This window comes from Streptomyces mirabilis, assembly GCF_018310535.1.
Lineage (GTDB): Bacteria > Actinomycetota > Actinomycetes > Streptomycetales > Streptomycetaceae > Streptomyces.
Genome location: NZ_CP074102.1, coordinates 6456197 through 6475806, shown reverse-complemented (window position 1 = coordinate 6475806; position 19610 = coordinate 6456197). Strand labels below are relative to the sequence as shown.

Annotated in this window: 15 protein-coding genes; 4 read left to right on the top strand and 11 right to left on the bottom strand. The window is 70.8% G+C overall.

Annotated elements, in window-relative coordinates:
• Positions 1 to 2 precede the first annotated feature (2 nt).
• The 9 genes from murG to rsmH all read right to left on the bottom strand — a co-directional run bounded on the left by murG (position 3) and on the right by rsmH (position 11768).
• Positions 3 to 1094, bottom strand: coding sequence for an undecaprenyldiphospho-muramoylpentapeptide beta-N-acetylglucosaminyltransferase (gene murG / locus SMIR_RS28540; protein WP_101405646.1), 1092 nt, complete (start codon positions 1092 to 1094; stop codon positions 3 to 5).
• Positions 1095 to 1100: 6 nt separating this feature from the next.
• Positions 1101 to 2468 carry a putative lipid II flippase FtsW gene (ftsW, locus tag SMIR_RS28535; RefSeq protein WP_168490599.1) on the bottom strand — a complete coding sequence of 456 codons (1368 nt, stop codon included), beginning with the start codon at positions 2466 to 2468 and terminating at the stop codon, positions 1101 to 1103.
• A gap of 120 nt (positions 2469 to 2588) precedes the next feature.
• Entirely contained in the window at positions 2589 to 4013 is a 1425-nt protein-coding gene (murD, locus tag SMIR_RS28530) for a UDP-N-acetylmuramoyl-L-alanine--D-glutamate ligase (RefSeq protein ID WP_168490600.1), read from the bottom strand.
• On the bottom strand, positions 3995 to 5065 hold the full coding sequence (gene mraY / locus SMIR_RS28525) for a phospho-N-acetylmuramoyl-pentapeptide-transferase (RefSeq protein WP_177323990.1): 1071 nt from the start codon (positions 5063 to 5065) through the stop codon (positions 3995 to 3997). Before mraY ends, murD begins: the two co-directional genes overlap by 19 nt.
• On the bottom strand, positions 5065 to 6495 hold the full coding sequence (locus SMIR_RS28520) for a UDP-N-acetylmuramoyl-tripeptide--D-alanyl-D-alanine ligase (RefSeq protein WP_168490601.1): 1431 nt from the start codon (positions 6493 to 6495) through the stop codon (positions 5065 to 5067). The genes mraY and SMIR_RS28520 overlap by 1 nt, the downstream gene beginning before the upstream one ends.
• Positions 6496 to 6499: 4 nt before the next feature.
• On the bottom strand, positions 6500 to 8020 hold the full coding sequence (locus SMIR_RS28515; protein ID WP_168500958.1) for a UDP-N-acetylmuramoyl-L-alanyl-D-glutamate--2,6-diaminopimelate ligase: 1521 nt from the start codon (positions 8018 to 8020) through the stop codon (positions 6500 to 6502).
• A 226-nt stretch (positions 8021 to 8246) separates the two neighbouring features.
• A complete protein-coding gene (locus SMIR_RS28510) occupies positions 8247 to 10199 on the bottom strand; it encodes a peptidoglycan D,D-transpeptidase FtsI family protein (protein WP_283959563.1) in 1953 nt (650 codons plus the stop codon).
• Positions 10200 to 10204: 5 nt separating this feature from the next.
• Positions 10205 to 10789, bottom strand: coding sequence for a cell division protein FtsL (gene ftsL / locus SMIR_RS28505; RefSeq protein ID WP_212727549.1), 585 nt, complete (start codon positions 10787 to 10789; stop codon positions 10205 to 10207).
• Positions 10790 to 10811: 22 nt separating this feature from the next.
• Positions 10812 to 11768, bottom strand: a complete 957-nt coding sequence (gene rsmH / locus SMIR_RS28500) for a 16S rRNA (cytosine(1402)-N(4))-methyltransferase RsmH (RefSeq protein WP_168490602.1) — start codon at positions 11766 to 11768, stop codon at positions 10812 to 10814.
• 436 nt (positions 11769 to 12204) lie between these two features.
• Here rsmH and SMIR_RS28495 point away from each other — a divergent pair, with 436 nt between their 5' ends.
• From SMIR_RS28495 to SMIR_RS28480, 4 genes are all read left to right on the top strand, one after another.
• Positions 12205 to 12753 carry a beta-class carbonic anhydrase gene (locus SMIR_RS28495; protein WP_168490603.1) on the top strand — a complete coding sequence of 183 codons (549 nt, stop codon included), beginning with the start codon at positions 12205 to 12207 and terminating at the stop codon, positions 12751 to 12753.
• Between the two features lie 265 nt (positions 12754 to 13018).
• Complete coding sequence (locus tag SMIR_RS28490) at positions 13019 to 14053, top strand: AAA family ATPase (RefSeq protein ID WP_168490604.1); 1035 nt, start codon at positions 13019 to 13021, stop codon at positions 14051 to 14053.
• Positions 14053 to 15414 carry a DUF58 domain-containing protein gene (locus tag SMIR_RS28485; RefSeq protein ID WP_168490605.1) on the top strand — a complete coding sequence of 454 codons (1362 nt, stop codon included), beginning with the start codon at positions 14053 to 14055 and terminating at the stop codon, positions 15412 to 15414. Before SMIR_RS28490 ends, SMIR_RS28485 begins: the two co-directional genes overlap by 1 nt.
• Entirely contained in the window at positions 15411 to 17798 is a 2388-nt protein-coding gene (locus tag SMIR_RS28480) for a transglutaminase TgpA family protein (protein ID WP_168490606.1), read from the top strand. Before SMIR_RS28485 ends, SMIR_RS28480 begins: the two co-directional genes overlap by 4 nt.
• A 273-nt stretch (positions 17799 to 18071) precedes the next feature.
• Here SMIR_RS28480 and SMIR_RS28475 read toward each other — a convergent pair whose 3' ends face one another.
• Together SMIR_RS28475 and SMIR_RS28470 are read right to left on the bottom strand one after the other, a co-directional pair.
• On the bottom strand, positions 18072 to 18470 hold the full coding sequence (locus SMIR_RS28475) for an SCO2097 family morphological protein (RefSeq protein WP_168490607.1): 399 nt from the start codon (positions 18468 to 18470) through the stop codon (positions 18072 to 18074).
• A 275-nt stretch (positions 18471 to 18745) separates the two neighbouring features.
• Positions 18746 to 19516, bottom strand: coding sequence for a methyltransferase (locus SMIR_RS28470; RefSeq protein WP_097284314.1), 771 nt, complete (start codon positions 19514 to 19516; stop codon positions 18746 to 18748).
• Positions 19517 to 19610 lie beyond the last annotated feature (94 nt).

The following is a 19610-nucleotide window of genomic DNA, read 5'->3' as shown; positions in this document are numbered from 1 at the left end:
TCCTAGCGGTGGCGAGAGGCGATCGCCTCGTACACCATGCCGACGAGCAGGTCGTCGGCGTCCCGGCGACCGAACTCACTGGCGGCGCGGGACATCTCGTACAGCCGGTGCGGGTCGGCGAGCACGGGCAGCACGTTCTGCTGCACCCACTGGGGCGTCAGCTCCGCGTCGTCGACGAGGAGGCCGCCACCGGCCTTGACCACCGGTTGGGCGTTCAGCCGCTGTTCGCCGTTGCCGATGGGCAGCGGGACGTAGGCGGCGGGCAGCCCGACGGCGGAGAGTTCGGCGACGGTCATCGCGCCCGCGCGGCAGAGCATCATGTCGGCCGCGGCGTACGCGAGGTCCATCCGGTCCACGTACGGTACCGGGATGTACGGGGGCATTCCCGGCATCTGGTGGACCTGCGGCAGTTCGTTCTTCGGGCCGACCGCGTGCAGGATCTGGATACCGGCCTGCTGGAGGTACGGAGCCGCCTGCTGGACGACCTCGTTGAGGCGCCGTGCGCCCTGCGAGCCGCCGGAAACCAGCAAGGTCGGCAGCGAGGGGTCGAGACCGAACGCGGCGCGCGCCTCGGGGCGTACGGCGGCCCGGTCGAGGGTGGCGATCGAGCGGCGCAGCGGGATGCCGATGTAGCGGGCTCCGCGCAGCTTGTTGTCCGGGGTCGAGACGGCGACCTGCGCCGCGTACCGGGAACCGATCTTGTTGGCGAGGCCCGGCCGGGCGTTGGCCTCGTGGATCACGATCGGCACGCCGAGGCGCTTGGCCGCGAGGTAGGCGGGCAGCGCCACATAGCCGCCGAAGCCGACGACCGCGTCCGCCTTGGTGCGCTCCAGGACCTGCTCGGCCGCCTTGATCGTGCCGCGCAGCCGCCCCGGGACGGTGATCAGCTCGGGTGTGGGCTTGCGGGGCAGCGGGACGGCGGGGATCAGCGCGAGTTCGTAGCCCCGCTCCGGTACGAGCCGGGTCTCAAGTCCGCGTTCCGTGCCCAGGGCCGTGATCCCCACGGTCGGGTCCTGCCTGCGCAGGGCGTCCGCGAGGGCGAGCGCGGGCTCGATGTGGCCGGCGGTCCCCCCGCCGGCGAGTACGACATGCACCGAAATTCACCGCTCTCCGGACGAACGCGCCGCCGAGGCACGCCGTCGCATCGTGTTCCATCTCCGAGGCCCCGCGGCCCCCGCGGAGCCTCTCACCGCAGCACGCTTTCTGCCAAAGCGGGGTTGCCGCATCGCAAGCGCCGCCCGCGCAGCGGGCTCGTCGCGTGCGAAGGCGATCAGCAGCCCGATGGCGAACATGGTCGGCAGCAGGGCGGACCCTCCGTAGGAGAACAGCGGGAGCGGGACTCCGGCGATCGGCAGCAGACCGAGCACCGCACCGATGTTGATCACGGCCTGGGCCGTGATCCAGGTGGTCACGCCTCCCGCGGCATACCTCACGAAGGGGTCCTCCGTGCGTCCGGCCACGCGGATACCCGCATAGCCTAGAGCCGCGAAGAGGGCGAGCACCGACAGCGTCCCCGCGAGGCCCAGTTCCTCCCCGGTGATGGCGAAGATGAAGTCGGTGTGCGCTTCGGGAAGTTGGCCCCATTTCTCCACACTGGCGCCGAGGCCGGAACCGAACAGTCCGCCGGAGGCCAGGGCGTAGATGCCGTGCACGGCCTGCCAGCAGGTGTCGTTCGGGCCGGGTTCGGTGGCGCCGATGCAGGCGAGCCGGGACATCCGGTTGGGGCTCGTCTTGATCAGGATGAAACCGATGGTCACGGCGACCGCCAGCACGCCGCCGAACAGCCGCGTGGGCGCTCCGGCCAGCCACAGCAGTCCGAAGAGGATGGCGGTGAGGATGATCGCCGTGCCCATGTCGCCACCGAGCATGATCAGCCCGAGCAGCAGGAAGGTGCCCGGGACGAGCGGCACCAGCATGTGCTTCCACTGCGCGAGCATGCCCTTGTCCTGCTTGCGGGCGAGCAGGTCGGCGCCCCACAGCACGAGCGCGAGCTTGCCGAACTCGCTGGGCTGGATCTGGAACGAGCCGCCCAGGGAGATCCAGTTCTGGTTGCCGTTGACCGCCATCCCTATCCCCGGGACCTGCACGAGGATCATCAGGAAGACCGCGACGGCCAGGATCGGATACGCCAGCGCCCGGTGCAGTTTCACCGGCACCCGCATGGCGATCAGGAGCAGCACGGTGCCGATGGAGGCCGCGAGGAACTGTTTGCGGAAGAAGAACGACCCCGGCAGCGAGAGCTGCAGCGCCGTGATCATCGAGGCCGAGTAGACCATCACCAGGCCCAGCACGGTGATCAACAGGCTGCTGCCGAAGATCAGATAGTACGCGGTGAGCGGACGGTCCCAGGCCTTGCGGGCGCGCAGGTAGAGCAGACGCAGGGGGTTGTCGCGCGGGGGCCGGGGGCGTCCGGCGGGGCGCCGTGGGGCACGCTGGACGGGGGGACGGCCAGTACGGCTACTGGCCATCACCGGCTCCGTCCGCCGTGCCCCGGGAGGGCGTCCCGCAGGGCGATGAGGGTCCCCACAATGGCGTCACGCGTCCCTCCCAAGGGTCCCGGGCGCGCCCGGACCGTCCGAGACCCGCCGTCAGGCGCTCGCGCCGAGTTCGCGGACCGCCTCCGCGAACGCGTCCCCGCGCTTGTTGTAGTTGGCGAACATGTCCATGGAGGCACAGGCCGGCGCCAGCAACACCGTGTCGCCCTCGCGGGCGAGCCCCCGCGCCTCCCGAACCGCCGCGAGCATCGCCCCAGTGTCGGTCCGGTCGAGGTCGACGACGGGTACTTCCGGCGCGTGTCGCACAAGGGCTTCACGGATCAGAGCCCGATCCGCGCCGATGAGCACGACGCCCCGAAGTCGCTTTGCCGACTTGGCGACCAGCTCGTCGAAGGTCGCGCCCTTGGCGAGCCCGCCCGCGATCCACACGATCGACTCGTAGGCCGCCAAAGAGGCTTCCGCGGCATGCGTGTTGGTCGCCTTGGAGTCGTCGATGTACGCGACGCCGTCCACGTCGGCGACGTGCGCGATGCGGTGGGCGTCCGGCGTGAAGGCCCGCAGCCCGTCCCGTACGGCCGCGGCGGGCACCCCGAAGGCGCGTGCCAGGGCCGCCGCCGCAAGGGCGTTGGCGATGTTGTGCGGGGCGGGCGGGTTGACGTCGGAGACCTCGGCGAGTTCCTGGGCGTTCTTCTGCCGGTTCTCGACGAAGGCGCGGTCGACCAGGATGCCTTCCACGACGCCGAGTTGGGACGGTCCGGGGGTGCCGAGGGTGAAGCCGACCGCCCGGCATCCCTCCTCGACGTCCGCCTCGCGCACCAGGTCCTCGGTGGCCTTGTCGGCGAGGTTGTAGACGCAGGCGACCCGATTGCCTTCGTAGATACGGCCCTTGTCGGCGGCGTACGCCTCCATGGAGCCGTGCCAGTCGAGGTGATCCGGTGCCAGGTTCAGTACGACGGCCGAGTGCGCGCGCAGCGACGGCGCCCAGTGCAGCTGATAGCTCGACAGCTCCACCGCCAGGACGTCGTACCGCTCCTCGCCGAGGACCGCGTCGAGGAGCGAGACCCCGATGTTGCCGACAGCGGCCGTGCGCAGCCCGGCCGACGTCAGGATCGAGGCGAGCATCTGCACGGTGGTGGTCTTGCCGTTGGTGCCGGTGACGGCCAGCCAGGGGGCCGCGTCAGGGCCTCTCAGCCGCCAGGCCAGTTCGACGTCCCCCCAGACCGGGACGTCCGCCGCGGTGGCCGCGGCGAACAGCGGCTTGTCCGGCTTCCAGCCGGGCGCGGTGACGATGAGTTCGGTGCCCTCGGGCAGGGTGGCGCCGTCACCGAGGCGCACGGTGATGCCGAGCGCCTCCAGCTCCGCGGCCTGCGCCCGGGAGCGCTCGTCGTCGCCGTCGTTGACGACCGTGACGACTGCGCCGAGACCGTGCAGCACCTTGGCCGCCGGGATACCGGAGACGCCGAGCCCGGCGACGGTGACGTGCTTGCCCTGCCAGTCGGTCACTTCTTGGCTGCCCATCCTGCGTAGAAGAGGCCCAGACCCACGATGACGCACATGCCCTGGATGATCCAGAAGCGGACCACGACAAGGACTTCGGACCACCCCTTTAGTTCGAAGTGGTGCTGGAGTGGCGCCATGCGGAAGACGCGCCTGCCGGTGAGCCGGAAGGAGCCGACCTGGATGACGACCGACATGGTGATCAGGACGAAGAGGCCGCCGAGGAGCGCGACCAGCAGCTCCGTGCGGGAGCAGATCGCGAGACCGGCAAGCGCGCCGCCGAGGGCCAGCGAACCGGTGTCACCCATGAAGATCTTGGCGGGCGAGGTGTTCCACCACAGGAAGCCGAAGCAGGCTCCCATCAGGGCGGAGGCGACGACCGCGAGGTCGAGTGGATCTCGTACCTCGTAGCAGGCGGCCGGGTTGGTCAGGGTCTGCGCGTTGGCGCAGGACTCCTGGAACTGCCAGACGCCGATGAAGGTGTACGCGCCGAAGACCATGGTCGCGGCGCCGGTGGCGAGACCGTCCAGACCGTCGGTCAGGTTCACGCCGTTCGACATGGCGAGAATCATGAACAGGGCCCAGACCACGAAGAGCACCGGGCCGATGGTCCAGCCGAAGTCCTCCACGAAGGAGAGCCTGGTGGAGGCCGGGGTGTTGCCGTGGTTGTCCGCGAACTGCAGTGCGAGGACCGCGAAGGAGATGCCGACGATCAGCTGACCGGCCATCTTCGCCTTGGCCCGCAGACCGAGCGAACGCCGCTTGACGATCTTGATGTAGTCGTCCAGGAAGCCGACCAGGCCCATGCCGGCCATCAGGCCGAGCACCAGCAGACCCGAGAAGGTCGGCGGCTTGCCCGTGATCACCTTGGACAGGAAGTACGCGATGATCGTCGCCAGGATGAAGGCGATACCACCCATGGTCGGAGTACCGCGCTTGCTGTGGTGCTCCTTCGGGCCGTCGTCGCGGATGTACTGCCCGTAGCCCTTGCGGGCCAGCAGCTTGATCAGCAGCGGGGTCCCGATCAGGGTCAGGAACAGACCAATGACTCCTGCGAACAGGATCTGGTTCATCATCGGGCCGCGACCTCACCCTCGGCACCGCTGTCGAGCAGCGCCTGCGCCACCCGTTCGAGCCCGACCGACCGGGACGCCTTCACGAGCACGACGTCCCCCGGGCGCAACTCGCTGCGCAACAGGTCGACAGCCGCCTGTGCGTCGGACACGTGCACCGACTCCTCACCCCACGAACCCTCGTTATATGCGCCCAGTTGGAGCCAGGAAGCTTCCCTGCCCCCGACCGCGACGAGCTTGCTGACGTTGAGTCGGACGGCGAGCCGCCCGACCGCGTCGTGCTCGGCGAGCGCCTCGTCCCCGAGCTCGGCCATCTGACCGAGCACCGCCCACGTCCGACCCCCTTCTGCCTGTGAGGCTTTGCCCATTGCCGCGAGCGCGCGCAGGGCGGCTCGCATGGACTCGGGGTTCGCGTTGTAGGCGTCGTTGACGACCGTCACGCCGTCCGGGCGCTCGGTGACCTCCATCCGCCAGCGGGAGAGGGAGCCCGCCTCGGAGAGCGCGAGGGCGATCTCGTCTGCGGACATGCCCAGCTCATGGGCGACGGCGGCCGCGGCGAGCGCGTTCGACACGTGGTGCTCACCGTACAGGCGCATGGTCACATCGCTGCACCCGGAGGGTGTGTGAAGCCTGAATGCGGGCTGTCCGGCGTCCGTGAGACGGACGTTCTCGGCACGTACGTCCGCTTCGCCGGACTCTCCGAAGAGAATCACGCGCGCCTTCGTGCGGGACGCCATGGCGCGTACGAGGGGGTCGTCGGCGTTGAGGACGGCGACGCCGCCCGCTTCCGCCGACGGAAGGCTCTCGACGAGCTCGCCCTTCGCCTGTGCAATCTGTTCGCGGCCGCCGAACTCACCGATGTGGGCGGTCCCGACGTTCAGGACGAGGCCGATCCTCGGTGGCGTGAGGTCCGCGAGGTAGCTGATGTGGCCGATGCCGCGGGCGCCCATCTCCAGGACGAGGAACCTGGTCTCCTCGGTGGCGCTCAGCGCGGTCAGCGGCAGTCCGATCTCGTTGTTGAGCGAGCCGGGCGTGAAGACGGTCGGCGCCTTGCTCCGCAGGACCTGGGCGATCAGGTCCTTGGTGCTGGTCTTGCCCGCGGAGCCGGTGAGGGCCACGAGGGTCGCGCCGAGCCGTTCGACGACGTGACGCGCGAGGGCGCCCAGGGCCGCCTGCACGTCCGCGACGACGATCGCGGGCACGCCGACGGGCCGGGAGGCCAGTACGGCGACCGCGCCCGCCGCGACGACGGCCTCGGCGAAGTCGTGGCCGTCCACGCGCTCGCCGACGAAGGCGACGAAGAGGCTGCCTGGCTCCACTTCACGGGAGTCTCTGACGACCGGTCCGGTGACCTGTACCGCCGGATCCGGTATGTCGTACGTCTGCCCGCCGACGACTGCTGCGATCTCGGCGAGAGAGAGGGCGATCACAAGTTCATCCCTGGGTCTTCTGGATAGCTTCGCGAAGCACCTGGCGGTCGTCGAAGGGACGCACCACCCCGGCGATGTCCTGGCCCTGCTCGTGGCCCTTGCCCGCGACCAGCACGGTGTCGCCGGGCCGCGCCCGGGCGACGGCGGCGGCGATGGCGGCGGCCCGGTCCTCGAAGACCTGGACCTCGCCACGCTCGTGCGCCGGCACCTCGGCGGCGCCCGCGAGCATCGTCGCGAGGATCGCGAGTGGGTCCTCCGAGCGGGGGTTGTCCGATGTCAGTACGGCGGTGTCGGCGAGCCGCGCCGCGGCGGCGCCCATCGGCATCCGCTTGGTCCTGTCACGGTCGCCGCCGCAGCCGAGCACGATGTGCAGCCTGCCCTCGGTGACCTTGCGCAGTGCGCGCAGGACCGATTCGACGGCGTCCGTCTTGTGGGCGTAGTCGACGACCGCGAGGTAGGGCTGGCCCGCGTCCACGCGCTCCAGGCGGCCCGGCACGCCCGGGACGACGGCGATGCCGTCGGCGGCGGTCTGCGGGTCGATCCCGGCGACGGCGAGGGCGACGATCGCGGCGAGGGTGTTCGCCACGTTGAAGGGGCCCGCGAGCGGCGACTTGGCGGTGATCCGCTCACCCTTGGGGCCGACCGCGACGAACGCGGAGTCCATCGGGCCGACCTCGACCTCCTCGGCGCGCCAGTCGGCGTCCGGGTGCCCTTCGGCGGAGAAGGTGACGACGGGGACGGTGGCCTCCTCGGCCAGCCTGCGCCCGTACTCGTCGTCGAGGTTGACGACGCCGAGTTTGCTGCGTTGCGGTGTGAACAGCTGCGCCTTGGCCCGGAAGTAGTCCTCCATGTCGGAGTGGAACTCCATGTGTTCCGGGCTGAGGTTGTTGAAGACCGCGATGTCGAAGACACAGCCGTCGACCCGCCCGAGGACGAGCGCGTGGCTGGAGACCTCCATCGCGACCGCGTCGACGCCGCGCTCGCGCATGACCGCGAACAGCGCCTGGAGGTCGGTTGCTTCGGGGGTGGTGCGCTCCGACTTGATGCGCTCCTCGCCGATGCGCATCTCCACGGTGCCGATCAGGCCGGTGGAGCGGAGCGTCTTCAGCCCGCCCTCGACGAGATAGGCCGTGGTGGTCTTGCCGGAGGTGCCGGTGATGCCGATCTGGAGCAGATCGCGCCCGGGATGGCCGTAGATGGTGGCCGCGAGCTCTCCCATCAGGCCGCGCGGGTCGTCGACGACGAGGACCGGCAGCCCGGTGACGGCGGCGCGCTCGGCGCCGGTCGGGTCGGTCAGCACGGCGACCGCGCCGAGACCGGCCGCCTGTGTCACGAAGTCGGCGCCGTGCAGGCGGGCGCCCGGCAGCGCGGCGTAGAGGTCTCCGGGGCGCACCGCGCGGGAGTCATGGGTGATGCCCGTGACCTCCGCGTTCGGCGCCGGGGCGGTGACACCCAGCTGATCGGCGAGCTCCGCGAGGGGTGTGGCGGAGTTCTGGACCGGTCGCGGCGGCCCCGGATATGTCACAGGAACGCCCTTCTGGGTGGTTTGGGACTGATCAGCGTGTGGCACGGCGGTGAGCGTACCGGGCGCACCCCCGCCGGAGCGAAGCGAGGGGCGTGGCGAGCCGTGGTTCCCGGAATCCGGGGTGATCGTTGTCACGAGCTGGTTCCTGGTCCGTTGTGCGTGCGGTCTTGTCCGGGTCCTGGCCGGACCTGATCAAGTCCTGATCAGGGAGTATGGCCGGAATCGATCACGGCGTGAAGGTCACGGGCAGATTGGCGGCCCCCGCTCCGGTAGGCGGGACCTGGAGGGTCTTGAGCGCGAACTCCATGACCTGCTTGTAGATGGGTCCGCAGATCTGGCCGCCGAAGTAGCTGCCCTTGGTGGCGTTCTGGATCGCGCAGTAGACGGTGATCCGGGGCTTGTCGGCGGGGGCGAATCCGGCGAACGACGAGGTGTAGCCGTGGTACTTGCCGGTGGCCGGATCCACGCGGTTGGCCGTACCCGTCTTGCCCGCGACCCGGTAGCCGGGGATGCGCGCCTTGGCGCCGGTTCCCTGCTCGTCGTCCACGACGGACTCCAGCATCTGGGCGAGGGTCTTCGCCGTCTTCTCGCTCACGACCCTCGTCTTCTTCGGCTGGGCGGCCGGGGTGAAGCGGCCGTCGGGCCCCTTCGTGCCGCGCACCAGCGTCGGCTCGACGCGTACACCGCCGTTGGCGATCGTCGAGTAGACGGAGGCCGCCTGCATCGCGTTGATCGACATGCCCTGGCCGAAAGGAATCGTGTACTGCTGGGAGGTCGACCACTTGTCGGCGGGCGCGAGGATGCCCTTCGTCTCGCCGGGGAAGCCGAGCCCGGTGTAGCTGCCGATGCCGAACTTGCGCAGATAGGAATAGAGGACCTTGTTCGCGTCCTTCTGCGTCTTGCCGAGCTGGCCGGTCGCCAGGATGGTGCCGATGTTGCTGGACTTGGCGAGCACGCCGTTGAGCGTCAGGTTCCAGGTCGCATGGTCGACGTCGTCCTGGAAGAGGCGGTCGCCGCGGTGCAGCCGGTTGGGCACGACCACGTGCGTCTCGGGCGTTGCGGCGTTCTCCTCCAGTACGGCTGCCATCGACATGACCTTGGCGGTGGAGCCTGGTTCGTACGCGTCCTGGAGGGCCGCGTTGCCCAGGGCCGCCGCGTTGGCCTGGGTGAGGTCGTTGGGGTCGAAGCCCGGCGAGTTCGCCATGGCGAGGATCTCGCCGCTGCGGGCGTCCTGCACGATCACGTACCCGCGGTCCGCCTTGGACGCCTTCACCTGCTCGGTGATGGCGTTCTGCGCGGCCCACTGGATGTCGCGGTTGATGGTCAGCTCGACGTCGGAGCCCGCCACGGCGGGTGTCTCCGTCGACCCCGCGGTCGGCACCTGACGGCCGCCGGACTGGGCGTAGCGGATCTTGCCGTCCTTGCCGGCGAGTTCCTTGTTCAGTTTCTGCTCGACCCCGCCGCCGCCCTTGCCGTCGGCGTTGACCCAGCCCAGTATCCCGGCGGCGAGATCGCCGTTCGGATACACGCGCTTGCTGGCCGGGACCGCGACGACGCCCGCGAGGAAGTTGACGGTGCTCTTGTCGGTCTCCGCCTTGACCGCGAGCGTGTTCCTCAGGTCCTTGATCTGCTTCCAGATCTGGGGGGTCTGGCGGTGCGCGAGCAGTGTGTAGCGGGTGTTCTTCGTACGGAGCTTCTTGGCGACGGTGTCCATGTCCTGGCCGAGGATCGGCCCGAGCAGCGCCGCGGCCTGCTCGGGCGCGTCCGTCACCTTCGTCGCTTCCCGCGTGAACATCGTGGGGTCGGCCGTGATGTCGTACGCGTCCACGCTCGTCGCGAGCTCCACGCCGTTGCGGTCCGTGATCCCGCCGCGGGTGGCGGCCAGGGTGCGGCCGACGTACCGGTTCTGCTCGGCCTTCGCGGCGTACGCGTTGGCATCCACGGCCTGTACCTGGAGCAGGCGCACGACGAAGGCGATCATGACCAGCGTCAGGGTGAGGCTGACCATGCGCAGCCGGGGCCGGGGGCTGCCCAGCCGCAAAACCTGCGGGCCGCCGGGCCGGGGCGCGCCCGGGCGGCGTGCGGGGCGGGCGCCGGGGCCCGGACGCCGCTGGCCGCCGGGGCGTACGGGCCTGGCGGGGCCGGGCACACGGCGGCGCGGCGGTTCCCTGTCGGACACTTCCGTCACCTGCCGGGGGTCGAGGAGGGCTGCGCGGACGGGGTGGGGGCGGGGGTGTGCGGGGTCGGGGTATGCGGGGTGGCGGTATGCGGGGTGGTGGTATGCGGGGTGGCGACGCCGGCGGAGGGGACGGCGGCCGCCGGGGCGCTGGTGGCCGGGGCCGTGGTCTGCGTGAGGGCGAGGACCTCGGGCGGGCGGACCACCGGGGTGCGTGCGGAGGACTGCTGGGCGGCCGTTCCGGGGACGCCCTTGACGCTGCCGTCCGGGTTGAGGAAGGCCGGGTCGCCGCCCGGCACCATGCCCAGCTCGTGGGCGCGGCGCTGGAGAGCGTCGGGCGCGGAGTAGGTATCCACGTCCCGCTGTAGCGCCTGCTCCTCGTCGGTGAGGCTCTTGGTGTCCCTCTGCAGGTCGTCCAGGCGGAACGAGCCCTCGCTCAGCGCGGAGTTCAGCACGAGGAGGCCGATCAGGCCACCGCCGAGCAGGAGCACGACGAGCAGGACGAAGGGCGTGCGGGCGGCATGGCCCCCGCCGACGGGGAGGAGCCGGGCGAGCCGGGCGGCCCGGCCCCTGAGTTCGGGTTTCCTACTCACTCGATCTCCCCCTCCTGGTGCCTCACTCGGCGTCCTCGCGGATGCGCTGGGCCCCGCGCAGCCGTGCGGGAGCCGCTCGCCGGTTCTCGGCGACCTCTTCCTCGGTGGGAAGTTCGGCACCGCGGGTGAGCAGCTTGAGGCGGGGCTGGTAGCGCTCGGGCACGACCGGCAGACCGGGCGGCGCGGTGGTGGCGGCACCGGCCGCGAACACCTGCTTGACCAGCCGGTCCTCCAGCGAGTGGTACGACAGGACGGCGATCCGGCCGCCGACGGCGAGCGCCTTCACGGCCGCGGGAATCGCCCGCTCCAGGACGCTGAGCTCCCCGTTGACCTCGATGCGCAGCGCCTGGAAGGTGCGCTTGGCGGGGTTGCCGCCAGTGCGCTTGGCGGCCTGCGGCAGGGAGTCGCGGATCAGCTCGACGAGCCGCGCGCTGTTGCTGAAGGGTTCCTTCTCGCGTTCGCGCACGACGGCGGAGACGATCCGCTTGGCCTGCTTCTCCTCGCCGTACGCGCGCAGGATCCGCACCAGTTCGCCCGCCGGGTAGGTGTTGAGCACCTCGGCAGCGCTGATGCCGGTCGTCTGGTCCATCCGCATGTCGAGCGGGGCGTCCTGGGCATAGGCGAATCCGCGGTCGGCCTCGTCGAGTTGCATCGAGGAGACACCGAGGTCGAACAGGACGCCCTGGACACGCGGAATGCCGAGGCGGTCGAGCACCTCGGGCAGTTCGTCGTAGACCGCGTGCACGAGGTTGGCACGGTCGCCGAAGGGAGCGAGCCGCTCTCCGGAGAGGCGCAGCGCCTCCTTGTCCCGGTCGAGGGCGACGAGACGGGCCTCGGGGAACTGTGTCAGCAGCGCCTCGCTGTGGCCGCCGAGTCCCAGGGTGCAGTCGACGACCACGGCGCCCGGCTCGGTGAGGGCCGGGGCCAACATGTCCAGGCACCGCTGGAGCATCACCGGGACGTGTCGACTCTGGCTCAAGGGGCCCTCTCAGGTCCGGCGCGGCCGTACGCACCGCCGGGTCCCCACCCGCTCGAGAAGGGGAGGCCTGCTGGCGCCGGGTGAGTGGCGTCAGCCGACCGGGAGCGGGAGGAGGCCGAGCCGTACGTACGCGCCGCGCACGCGGGGGAGACGCCGGAAAATCGCCGGGTCTCCAGGGGAAAGCAGTCCAGCAGGGAGAGCCTCGCCTCCCGCTTCGCGTCACTTTAGTCCACGGTGTCTCGCGGTCAATCAACCGGCATGCGCGTCGCGGACCACTCCTCCATGAACCCCCGATCGAAGCTATGAATCAGCAAAAATCACCTATCCAGGCGATCTCCAAACACCCATGTGGGTTACCTCACAACAAGACACGATGACGTTCTTTGTCCCCTCTCACAGCAGGACTACTTCTTACGTGACCAGTAACGTCATAGCTATGACGACTTCTGCATCCGTACCCACAGAGCCCGAAGACGCCATAACAACGGGCGGCGGCGTGACCGACCGTCTCGTCAAGGCGAACCAGCAGTACGCCGGCGCGTTCACCGATCCCGGGATGGACGCCCACCCCGTGCTGCACGTCGCGGTGGTCGCGTGCATGGACGCCCGGCTCGACCTGCACGCCGCACTCGGCCTGGAACTGGGCGACTGTCACACCATCCGCAACGCCGGCGGCGTCGTCACCGACGACGTGATCCGCTCCCTCACCATCAGCCAGCGGGCGCTCGGCACCCGCAGCGTCGTGCTCATCCACCACACCGGCTGCGGCCTGGAGTCCCTCACCGAGGACTTCCGGCACGACCTGGAGATGGAGGTCGGCCAGCGCCCCGCCTGGGCGGTCGAAGCCTTCCGGGACGTCGAACAGGACGTACGGCAGTCGATGCAGCGCGTGCGCACCTCACCGTTCCTCCTGCACACGGACGACGTGCGCGGCTTCGTCTTCGACGTGACGACGGGTCTGCTGCGCGAGATCGACCCCGCCTGAACGCTCCCACCGGGCCCCTCGTAAGACTTCCTGGGGTCCTCGTGGGACCCTCACTTCACGAAAGAACCCCGACCCACCGGCGCCCAAAGGGTCGCAAGACCTGACATATCGCAGCCAGTTATCCACAGGCGAGTGACACGAACCGGTAACGGCAACAAGAATGCGGTTGTGGCGTCACGCGGAACCTCTCGCGCGTGGTGTCCGTGTTTCGGGGTGGGCCGGTCCGCACAGGGCGTCGGCCCGAGAACGGGCCGAGGAGGGCCGGGTGACGACCTATGACGATCGAGCGAGCCTTACAGATCTGACCGCCACTGTGGAGCGTGTCCGCAGTTCGGTGGAAGGAGTGATCGAAGGCAAGCCTGAGGTCGTACGGCTTTCGCTGACCGTGCTGCTCGCCGAGGGACATCTTCTGATCGAGGATGTCCCCGGCGTCGGCAAGACCATGCTGGCCAAGGCACTGGCACGGTCCATCGACTGCTCGGTGCGGCGTATTCAGTTCACGCCCGACCTGCTGCCCTCGGACATCACGGGTGTGTCCATCTGGGACCAGCAGCGCCGGGACTTCGAGTTCAAACCGGGTGCGATCTTCGCGCAGATCGTGATCGGCGACGAGATCAACCGCGCCTCCCCCAAGACGCAGTCCGCGCTCCTGGAGTCGATGGAGGAGCGCCAGGTCACCATCGACGGGCAGACCTACGAACTGCCCAGCCCCTTCATGGTGGTGGCCACGCAGAACCCGGTCGAGATGGAGGGCACCTACCCGCTGCCGGAGGCCCAGCGCGACCGCTTCATGGCCCGCGTCTCCATCGGCTACCCCAGTGCGGAAGCCGAGCTTCAGATGCTGGACGTCCACGGCGGGGTCTCCCCGCTGGACGACCTCCAGCCGGTGGCGCACGCGCACGAGATCGTGAAGCTGATCGACGCGGTCCGCACGGTCCACGTCGCGGAGACGGTCCGGCGGTACGCGGTGGATCTGGTCGCCGCCACGCGCACCCACCCCGACCTCAGACTCGGCGCCTCACCGCGTGCCACGCTGCATCTGCTGCGCGCGGCGAAGGCCTCCGCGGCGCTCAGCGGCCGGGAGTACGCACTGCCGGACGACATCCAGGCACTCGCCGTGGCGGTCCTGGCCCACCGTCTGCTCCCCACGGCCCAGGCGCAGTTGAACCGTCGTACGGCCGAGCAGGTCGTCCAGGAGATCCTTCAGCACACCGCCGTTCCCGCGGCGCCCCAGCAGCCGGGCTTCACGATGGGCCGCGGCGCGCCCGCGTACGACCAGCAGCCGCCCCGGAGGCTGTGATGACGCCCGGGGGGACCGGCGACGCCGAGGAGGACAAGGGCGGGCTGCGCACCGCGCTCACCGGTCTCACCACCCGCGGACGCTCCTTCCTGGCCGCCGGCATCGCGGCCGCGATCTGCGCGTACGTCCTGGGGCAGAGCGATCTGCTCCGGGTCGGCCTGCTTCTCGCGGTCCTGCCGCTGGTCTGCGCGACCGTGCTGTACCGCACGCGCTACCGGGTCGCGGGCAGCCGCAGGCTCTCCCCCGGGCGGGTGCCCGCCGGTTCCGAGGCCCGCGTCCATCTGCGGATGGACAACGTCTCGCGGCTGCCCACCGGCCTGCTGATGCTCCAGGACCGGGTGCCGTACGTGCTCGGTCCGCGGCCCCGGTTCGTCCTGGACCGGGTGGAGGCGGGAGGCCGACGCGAGGTGTCCTACCGGGTCCGCTCCGACCTGCGCGGCCGCTATCCGCTGGGTCCGCTGCAACTGCGTCTGACGGACCCGTTCGGGATGTGCGAGCTGACCCGCTCCTTCTCGACGTACGACACCCTGACGGTCATCCCGCGCGTCGAACCGCTGCCGCCGGTGCGGCTGAGCGGTGAGGCGAAGGGGTACGGCGACGGGCGGCAGCGCTCGCTGGCACTGGCGGGCGAGGACGACATCATCCCGCGCGGCTACCGCTACGGCGACGACCTGCGCCGGGTGCACTGGCGCCTGACCGCGCGCTACGGCGAACTGATGGTCCGTCGCGAGGAACAGCCGCAGCGCTCCCGCTGCACGGTGCTGCTCGACACCCGGGGCATCGCCTACGAAGGCGCCGGCCCGGACTCCGCCTTCGAGTGGGCGGTGTCGGGGACGGCGTCGACGCTGGTGCACATGCTCGAGCGGGGCTTCTCGGTGCGGCTGCTTACGGACGACGGCAACTCGGTGCCCGGCGAGGGCGCCGAGGGCTTCGCGGGCGCGAGCCAGGAGTCGGCGGACGCGGCCGGACTGATGATGGACACGCTCGCGGTCATCGACCACTCGGACGGCGCCGGGCTCTCCCGGGCCTACGACGTCCTGCGCGGGGGCAGCGAAGGGCTGCTGATCGCCTTTCTCGGCGACCTCGACGAGGAGCAGGCGACGGTGCTCGCCAAGATGCGCCAGCGCAGCGGCGGGGCCGTCGCCTTCCTGCTGGACAGCGAGACCTGGGTGCGGGAACCGACCGACGTTCCCGGCCCGTTGGACAGGAGCGAGGATCGACTGCGCATGCTGCGCGAGGCGGGCTGGACCGCCGTGACGGTGCCACGGGGGGCGGAGCTCGCCGATCTGTGGCGGCAGGCGGACCAGCAGCGCATGGGTGCCGCCTCGACGGGGAGTACGGCTGGGGGTGGAGGATCATGAGCGGGCGGGCTCGGCTGACGCTGTATTCGGCGGCGGCCACACTGATGGCGGCGTGCGCGCTGCTGCCGCTGGTCAAGCCGGCGACGTGGATCCTCCAGGCGGCGTTCCTGCTGGCGCTGCAGTCCGGTGTGGGCGCGCTGACCCGGCGGGTTCCGCTGGCCCGGCCGCTGACGGTGGCGGCGCAGGCGCTGGTGACGCTGATGCTGCTGACGCTGGTCTTCGCCCAGCAGCAGGCCCTCCTCGGCTTCGTCCCGGGACCGGATGCGTTCCGGCATCTCGGCGATCTGCTCCAGGCGGGCACGGACGACGTCGGGCGGTACGCGATTCCGGCGCCGCTGTCCGACGGCATCCGCCTGATGCTGATCGGCGGTGTCCTGGTGATCGGTCTCGCGGTGGACACGCTCGCGGTGACGTTCCGCAGCGCGGCCCCCGCCGGACTCCCCCTGCTCGCGTTGTACTCGGTCGCCGCGGGCCTGTCGGGCGGCGGCTGGGCCTGGCTGTGGTTCCTGCTCGCGGCCGCGGGCTATCTGATGCTGCTCCTGGCGGAGGGCCGCGACCGGCTCTCCCAGTGGGGCCGGGTCTTCGGCGGCGCGCCCCGCTCACAGGGGCTGGACGCCTCCTCGGGCACGGTCGCACCGGTCCGCACGGGGCGGCGCATCGGCGCGGTCGCGCTGGGCATCGCCCTGGCGGTGCCGCTCGGCCTGCCCGCCCTCGGCGACGGTCTGCTGGGCGGCGCGGGGGCGGGCGTCGGCTCGGGTTCCGGGGGCGGCACGATCTCCGCGGTGAACCCGCTGGTCTCACTCCGCGACAGCCTGAACGTGGACGAGGACCGCCAGGTCATGTCCTACCGCACCAACTCCGAGGACACCCAGGACATGTATCTGCGGATCGTGTCCCTGGACGACTTCGACGGCACGGCGTGGAAGCCGGCCCAGCGACACATCCAGGACGTGCCGGACACGTTCCCGACGCCGATCGGCCTCGGGGCCGACGTCCAGCGCAGCGAGATCCAGACCCGCATCTCGGCGGCCGACTGGTACGCGCAGGACTGGCTGCCCATGCCGTACCCGGTCAGCAAGGTGAACATCAGCGGCAGTTGGCGGTACGAGCCGGTCGGCCGCACGCTCGTCGGTGACCACGGTCAGAACACGCGCGGCGTGCAGTACGAGGTGACGAGCCTGATCGTGCAGCCGACCGCGGAGCAGTTGGCGAACGCTCCGGAGCCGTCGAAGGCCCTGAAGCGCGAGTTCACCAAGGTGCCGTCGTCGCTGCCGGCGGTGGTGGCCGCCACCGCGCGCAAGGTCACCGCGGGCTCGACGAACCACTACGAGCAGGCGGTCAAACTCCAGGACTACTTCGCGGTGAACGGCGGATTCACCTACAACACCCAGGTGCAGGTGGGCAGCGGCTCGGCCGCGATCGCGCGCTTCCTGAAGGACAAGCAGGGCTTCTGCGTCCACTTCTCCTTCGCGATGGCCTCGATGGCCCGCACGCTGGGGATTCCGGCCCGGGTCGCGGTGGGATTCACGCCCGGCTCCCCGCAGGCCGACGGTTCGATGTCGGTGGGGCTGCGGGACGCGCACGCCTGGCCCGAGCTGTACTTCGAAGGCGTGGGCTGGACCCGCTTCGAGCCGACCCCGAACCGGGGCTCGGTGCCGGAGTACACCCAGACGAACACGCCCGGATCGGACTCGTCGACGGTGCCGAAGCCGTCCACGTCGTCCTCCGCGGCGCCCTCCACCGCCCCGTCGGCCAGCGGCAACTGCCCGGCCGAGCAGAAGAAGCTGGAGGCGTGCCCGAGCCAGTCCGCGCTGGCCACGGTGGGCTCGAAGGACGACGGCACTCCGTGGTTCCAGATCCTGGGGTACACACTGGCCGGGCTCCTGCTGCTGATCGTGCCGATGCTGCCGATGCTGTGGCGGATGCGGCTCCGGTCCGTGCGGCTGGGTGCGCACGGCCGCAGTGAGGCGGACGCACCCGCGTACACGCTGGCGACGTGGCTGGAGGTGACCGATACGGCGTGGGACTACGGAATCGTGCCGGACGAGTCCCAGACACCACGGAAGGCCGCGGCGCGGATCGTGCGGCTCGGGCTCCTCGAAGCCGAGGCGTCGGAGGCGGTGCACCGGATGGCCGCGGCGGTCGAGCAGGTGCTGTACGCCCCGCACCCGCGGCTGACGGCGGGGCTCGCGGAAGACGCCCGTCGTGTCACGGACGCCCTCGGCGCCCGGGCGAGCCGCACCGCCCGCCTGCGTGCCCTGCTCGCGCCCCGCTCAGCCGTCCGGGTGGCCTGGGCGGCGTCGGCCTACTGGACGGCTCTGTCGGCCCGGCTGGCGGCGCGCAGAGAGACCCTGCTGCGACGTCCTTCGGGGCAGAACAGCTGACGTCGCGTTGAACCATGTGGCCCGTGTCCCCGGCCGGGGACACGGGCCACATGTGGTTGGTGCGCGACCGGGACGGAGGCCGCCGGTGCAGGCCGGCGCCCCACGGGCGAGGGTCCGGTGCACGTCGGCGTCACGGCCGCCGATTCACCTCGGCGCGGGCAGAACGCCCGGCCCGGGTACGACTGAGGGGGTGTCCCACCCGGCCCGGGTGGGACACCCCCTCATGCGTTGTCTTCGACTGCGGGCGCCCGCAGGGCTACTGACCCCGCGGGGCTACTGCCCCTGCTCGTCCCGGCGTCGCTGCCAGCGTTGTTCGATGCGGTCCATCATGGAGCGGCGCTGTCGGCCCTGGTGGCGGCGCGCGGCGGGTGCGCCGGGCGCGGCCGGCTGTTCACCCGGCTTGGGAGCCTTGCGCCAACCGGTGACGGCGAGCACCGCACAGCCCAGCATGACGAGAAAACCCACCACGCTGACCCAGATCTGCTTCGAGACCATTCCGGCCATGAGGAGCGCGATACCCACCAGAAAGCCCGCGAACGCCTGGTAGACCCGTCGCCGGGTGTACGTACGCAGCCCGCTTCCCTCAAGCGCTGTCGCGAACTTGGGATCTTCGGCGTACAGCGCTCGCTCCATCTGCTCGAGCATTCGCTGCTCGTGCTCCGAGAGCGGCACGGCGTCCTCCTCATCGTGCAGTCGCCGGGGCGACCGGGGGTCCCCTTCAGGATAGGCAGGGAATCGCCCCCGTGAAACCCGCCCCTCTGCGCCAATTCGCCAACCGGAACCCGCCATGGCACCCCGATTCACTGAGGCGTGCATTCCCCAGCAACCGGCCCGTCATGCCGGACGGTCTCCCTCGATCATACGGCGCCGAGCGCCCGATCGGGCGGCCTGTGGCGTACTCCATCTGCCGCCCCGCCCCTGATCAGGGGCGCAACATGAGAGGCGGCTCAGCCCTCGTCGGCCCCCTGCGCCTCACCGAGCACATGAAGCTGAGTGGCCACGGAGTGGAACGCGGGGAGTTCGGCGGCCGCCGCCTCGAGCTTCAGGAGGGCTTCCACGGCACCCGGCTCGGTGTCCACGAGGACGCCGGGGACCAGGTCCGCGAAGACCCGTACGCCGTGCACGGCGCCGACGCGCAGACCCGCGCCCTCGACGAGCGCGGTGAGCTGGTCGGCGGTGAAGCGGTGGGGTACGGGATCACCCTCGCCCCAGCGTCCGTCCGGGTCGTCGAGCGCCTGCTTGGCCTCCTTGAAGTGCCCGGCGAGGGCGCGGGCGAGCACGGCGCCGCCCAGGCCCGCCGCGAGGAGGCTGAGAACGCCCTCGGGACGCAGCGCGTCCACCACGTTGCGCACACCGTCGGCGGGGTCGTCCACGTACTCCAGGACCCCGTGGCACAGCACGACGTCGTAGCCGCCGCGCTCGACGACGTCGAAGAGGCCGTGGGCGTCACCCTGGACACCCTTGACGCGGTCGGCGACCCCGGCCTCGGCGGCCCGGCGCTCCAGCGCGAACAGCGCGTTCGGGCTGGGGTCGACGACGGTGACACGGTGGCCGAGGCGGGCCACGGGCACCGCGAAGTTGCCGCTGCCGCCTCCGGTGTCGAGGACGTCCAGGGACTCCCGCCCCGTGGCCTTGACCCGGCGGTCTAGAGCGTCCTTGAGGACCTCCCACACCACGGCGGTACGGAGAGAAGCGCGGGGGCGCGTCGGGTCCGGCACGGCAGTTGACTCCTCGGAGCGGCACCGCCTCTTGCGCGGCGGAGCGATCGGGGGGCCTCCCGGCAGGAGGCTTCAGGCGCCTCCACCCTATTGC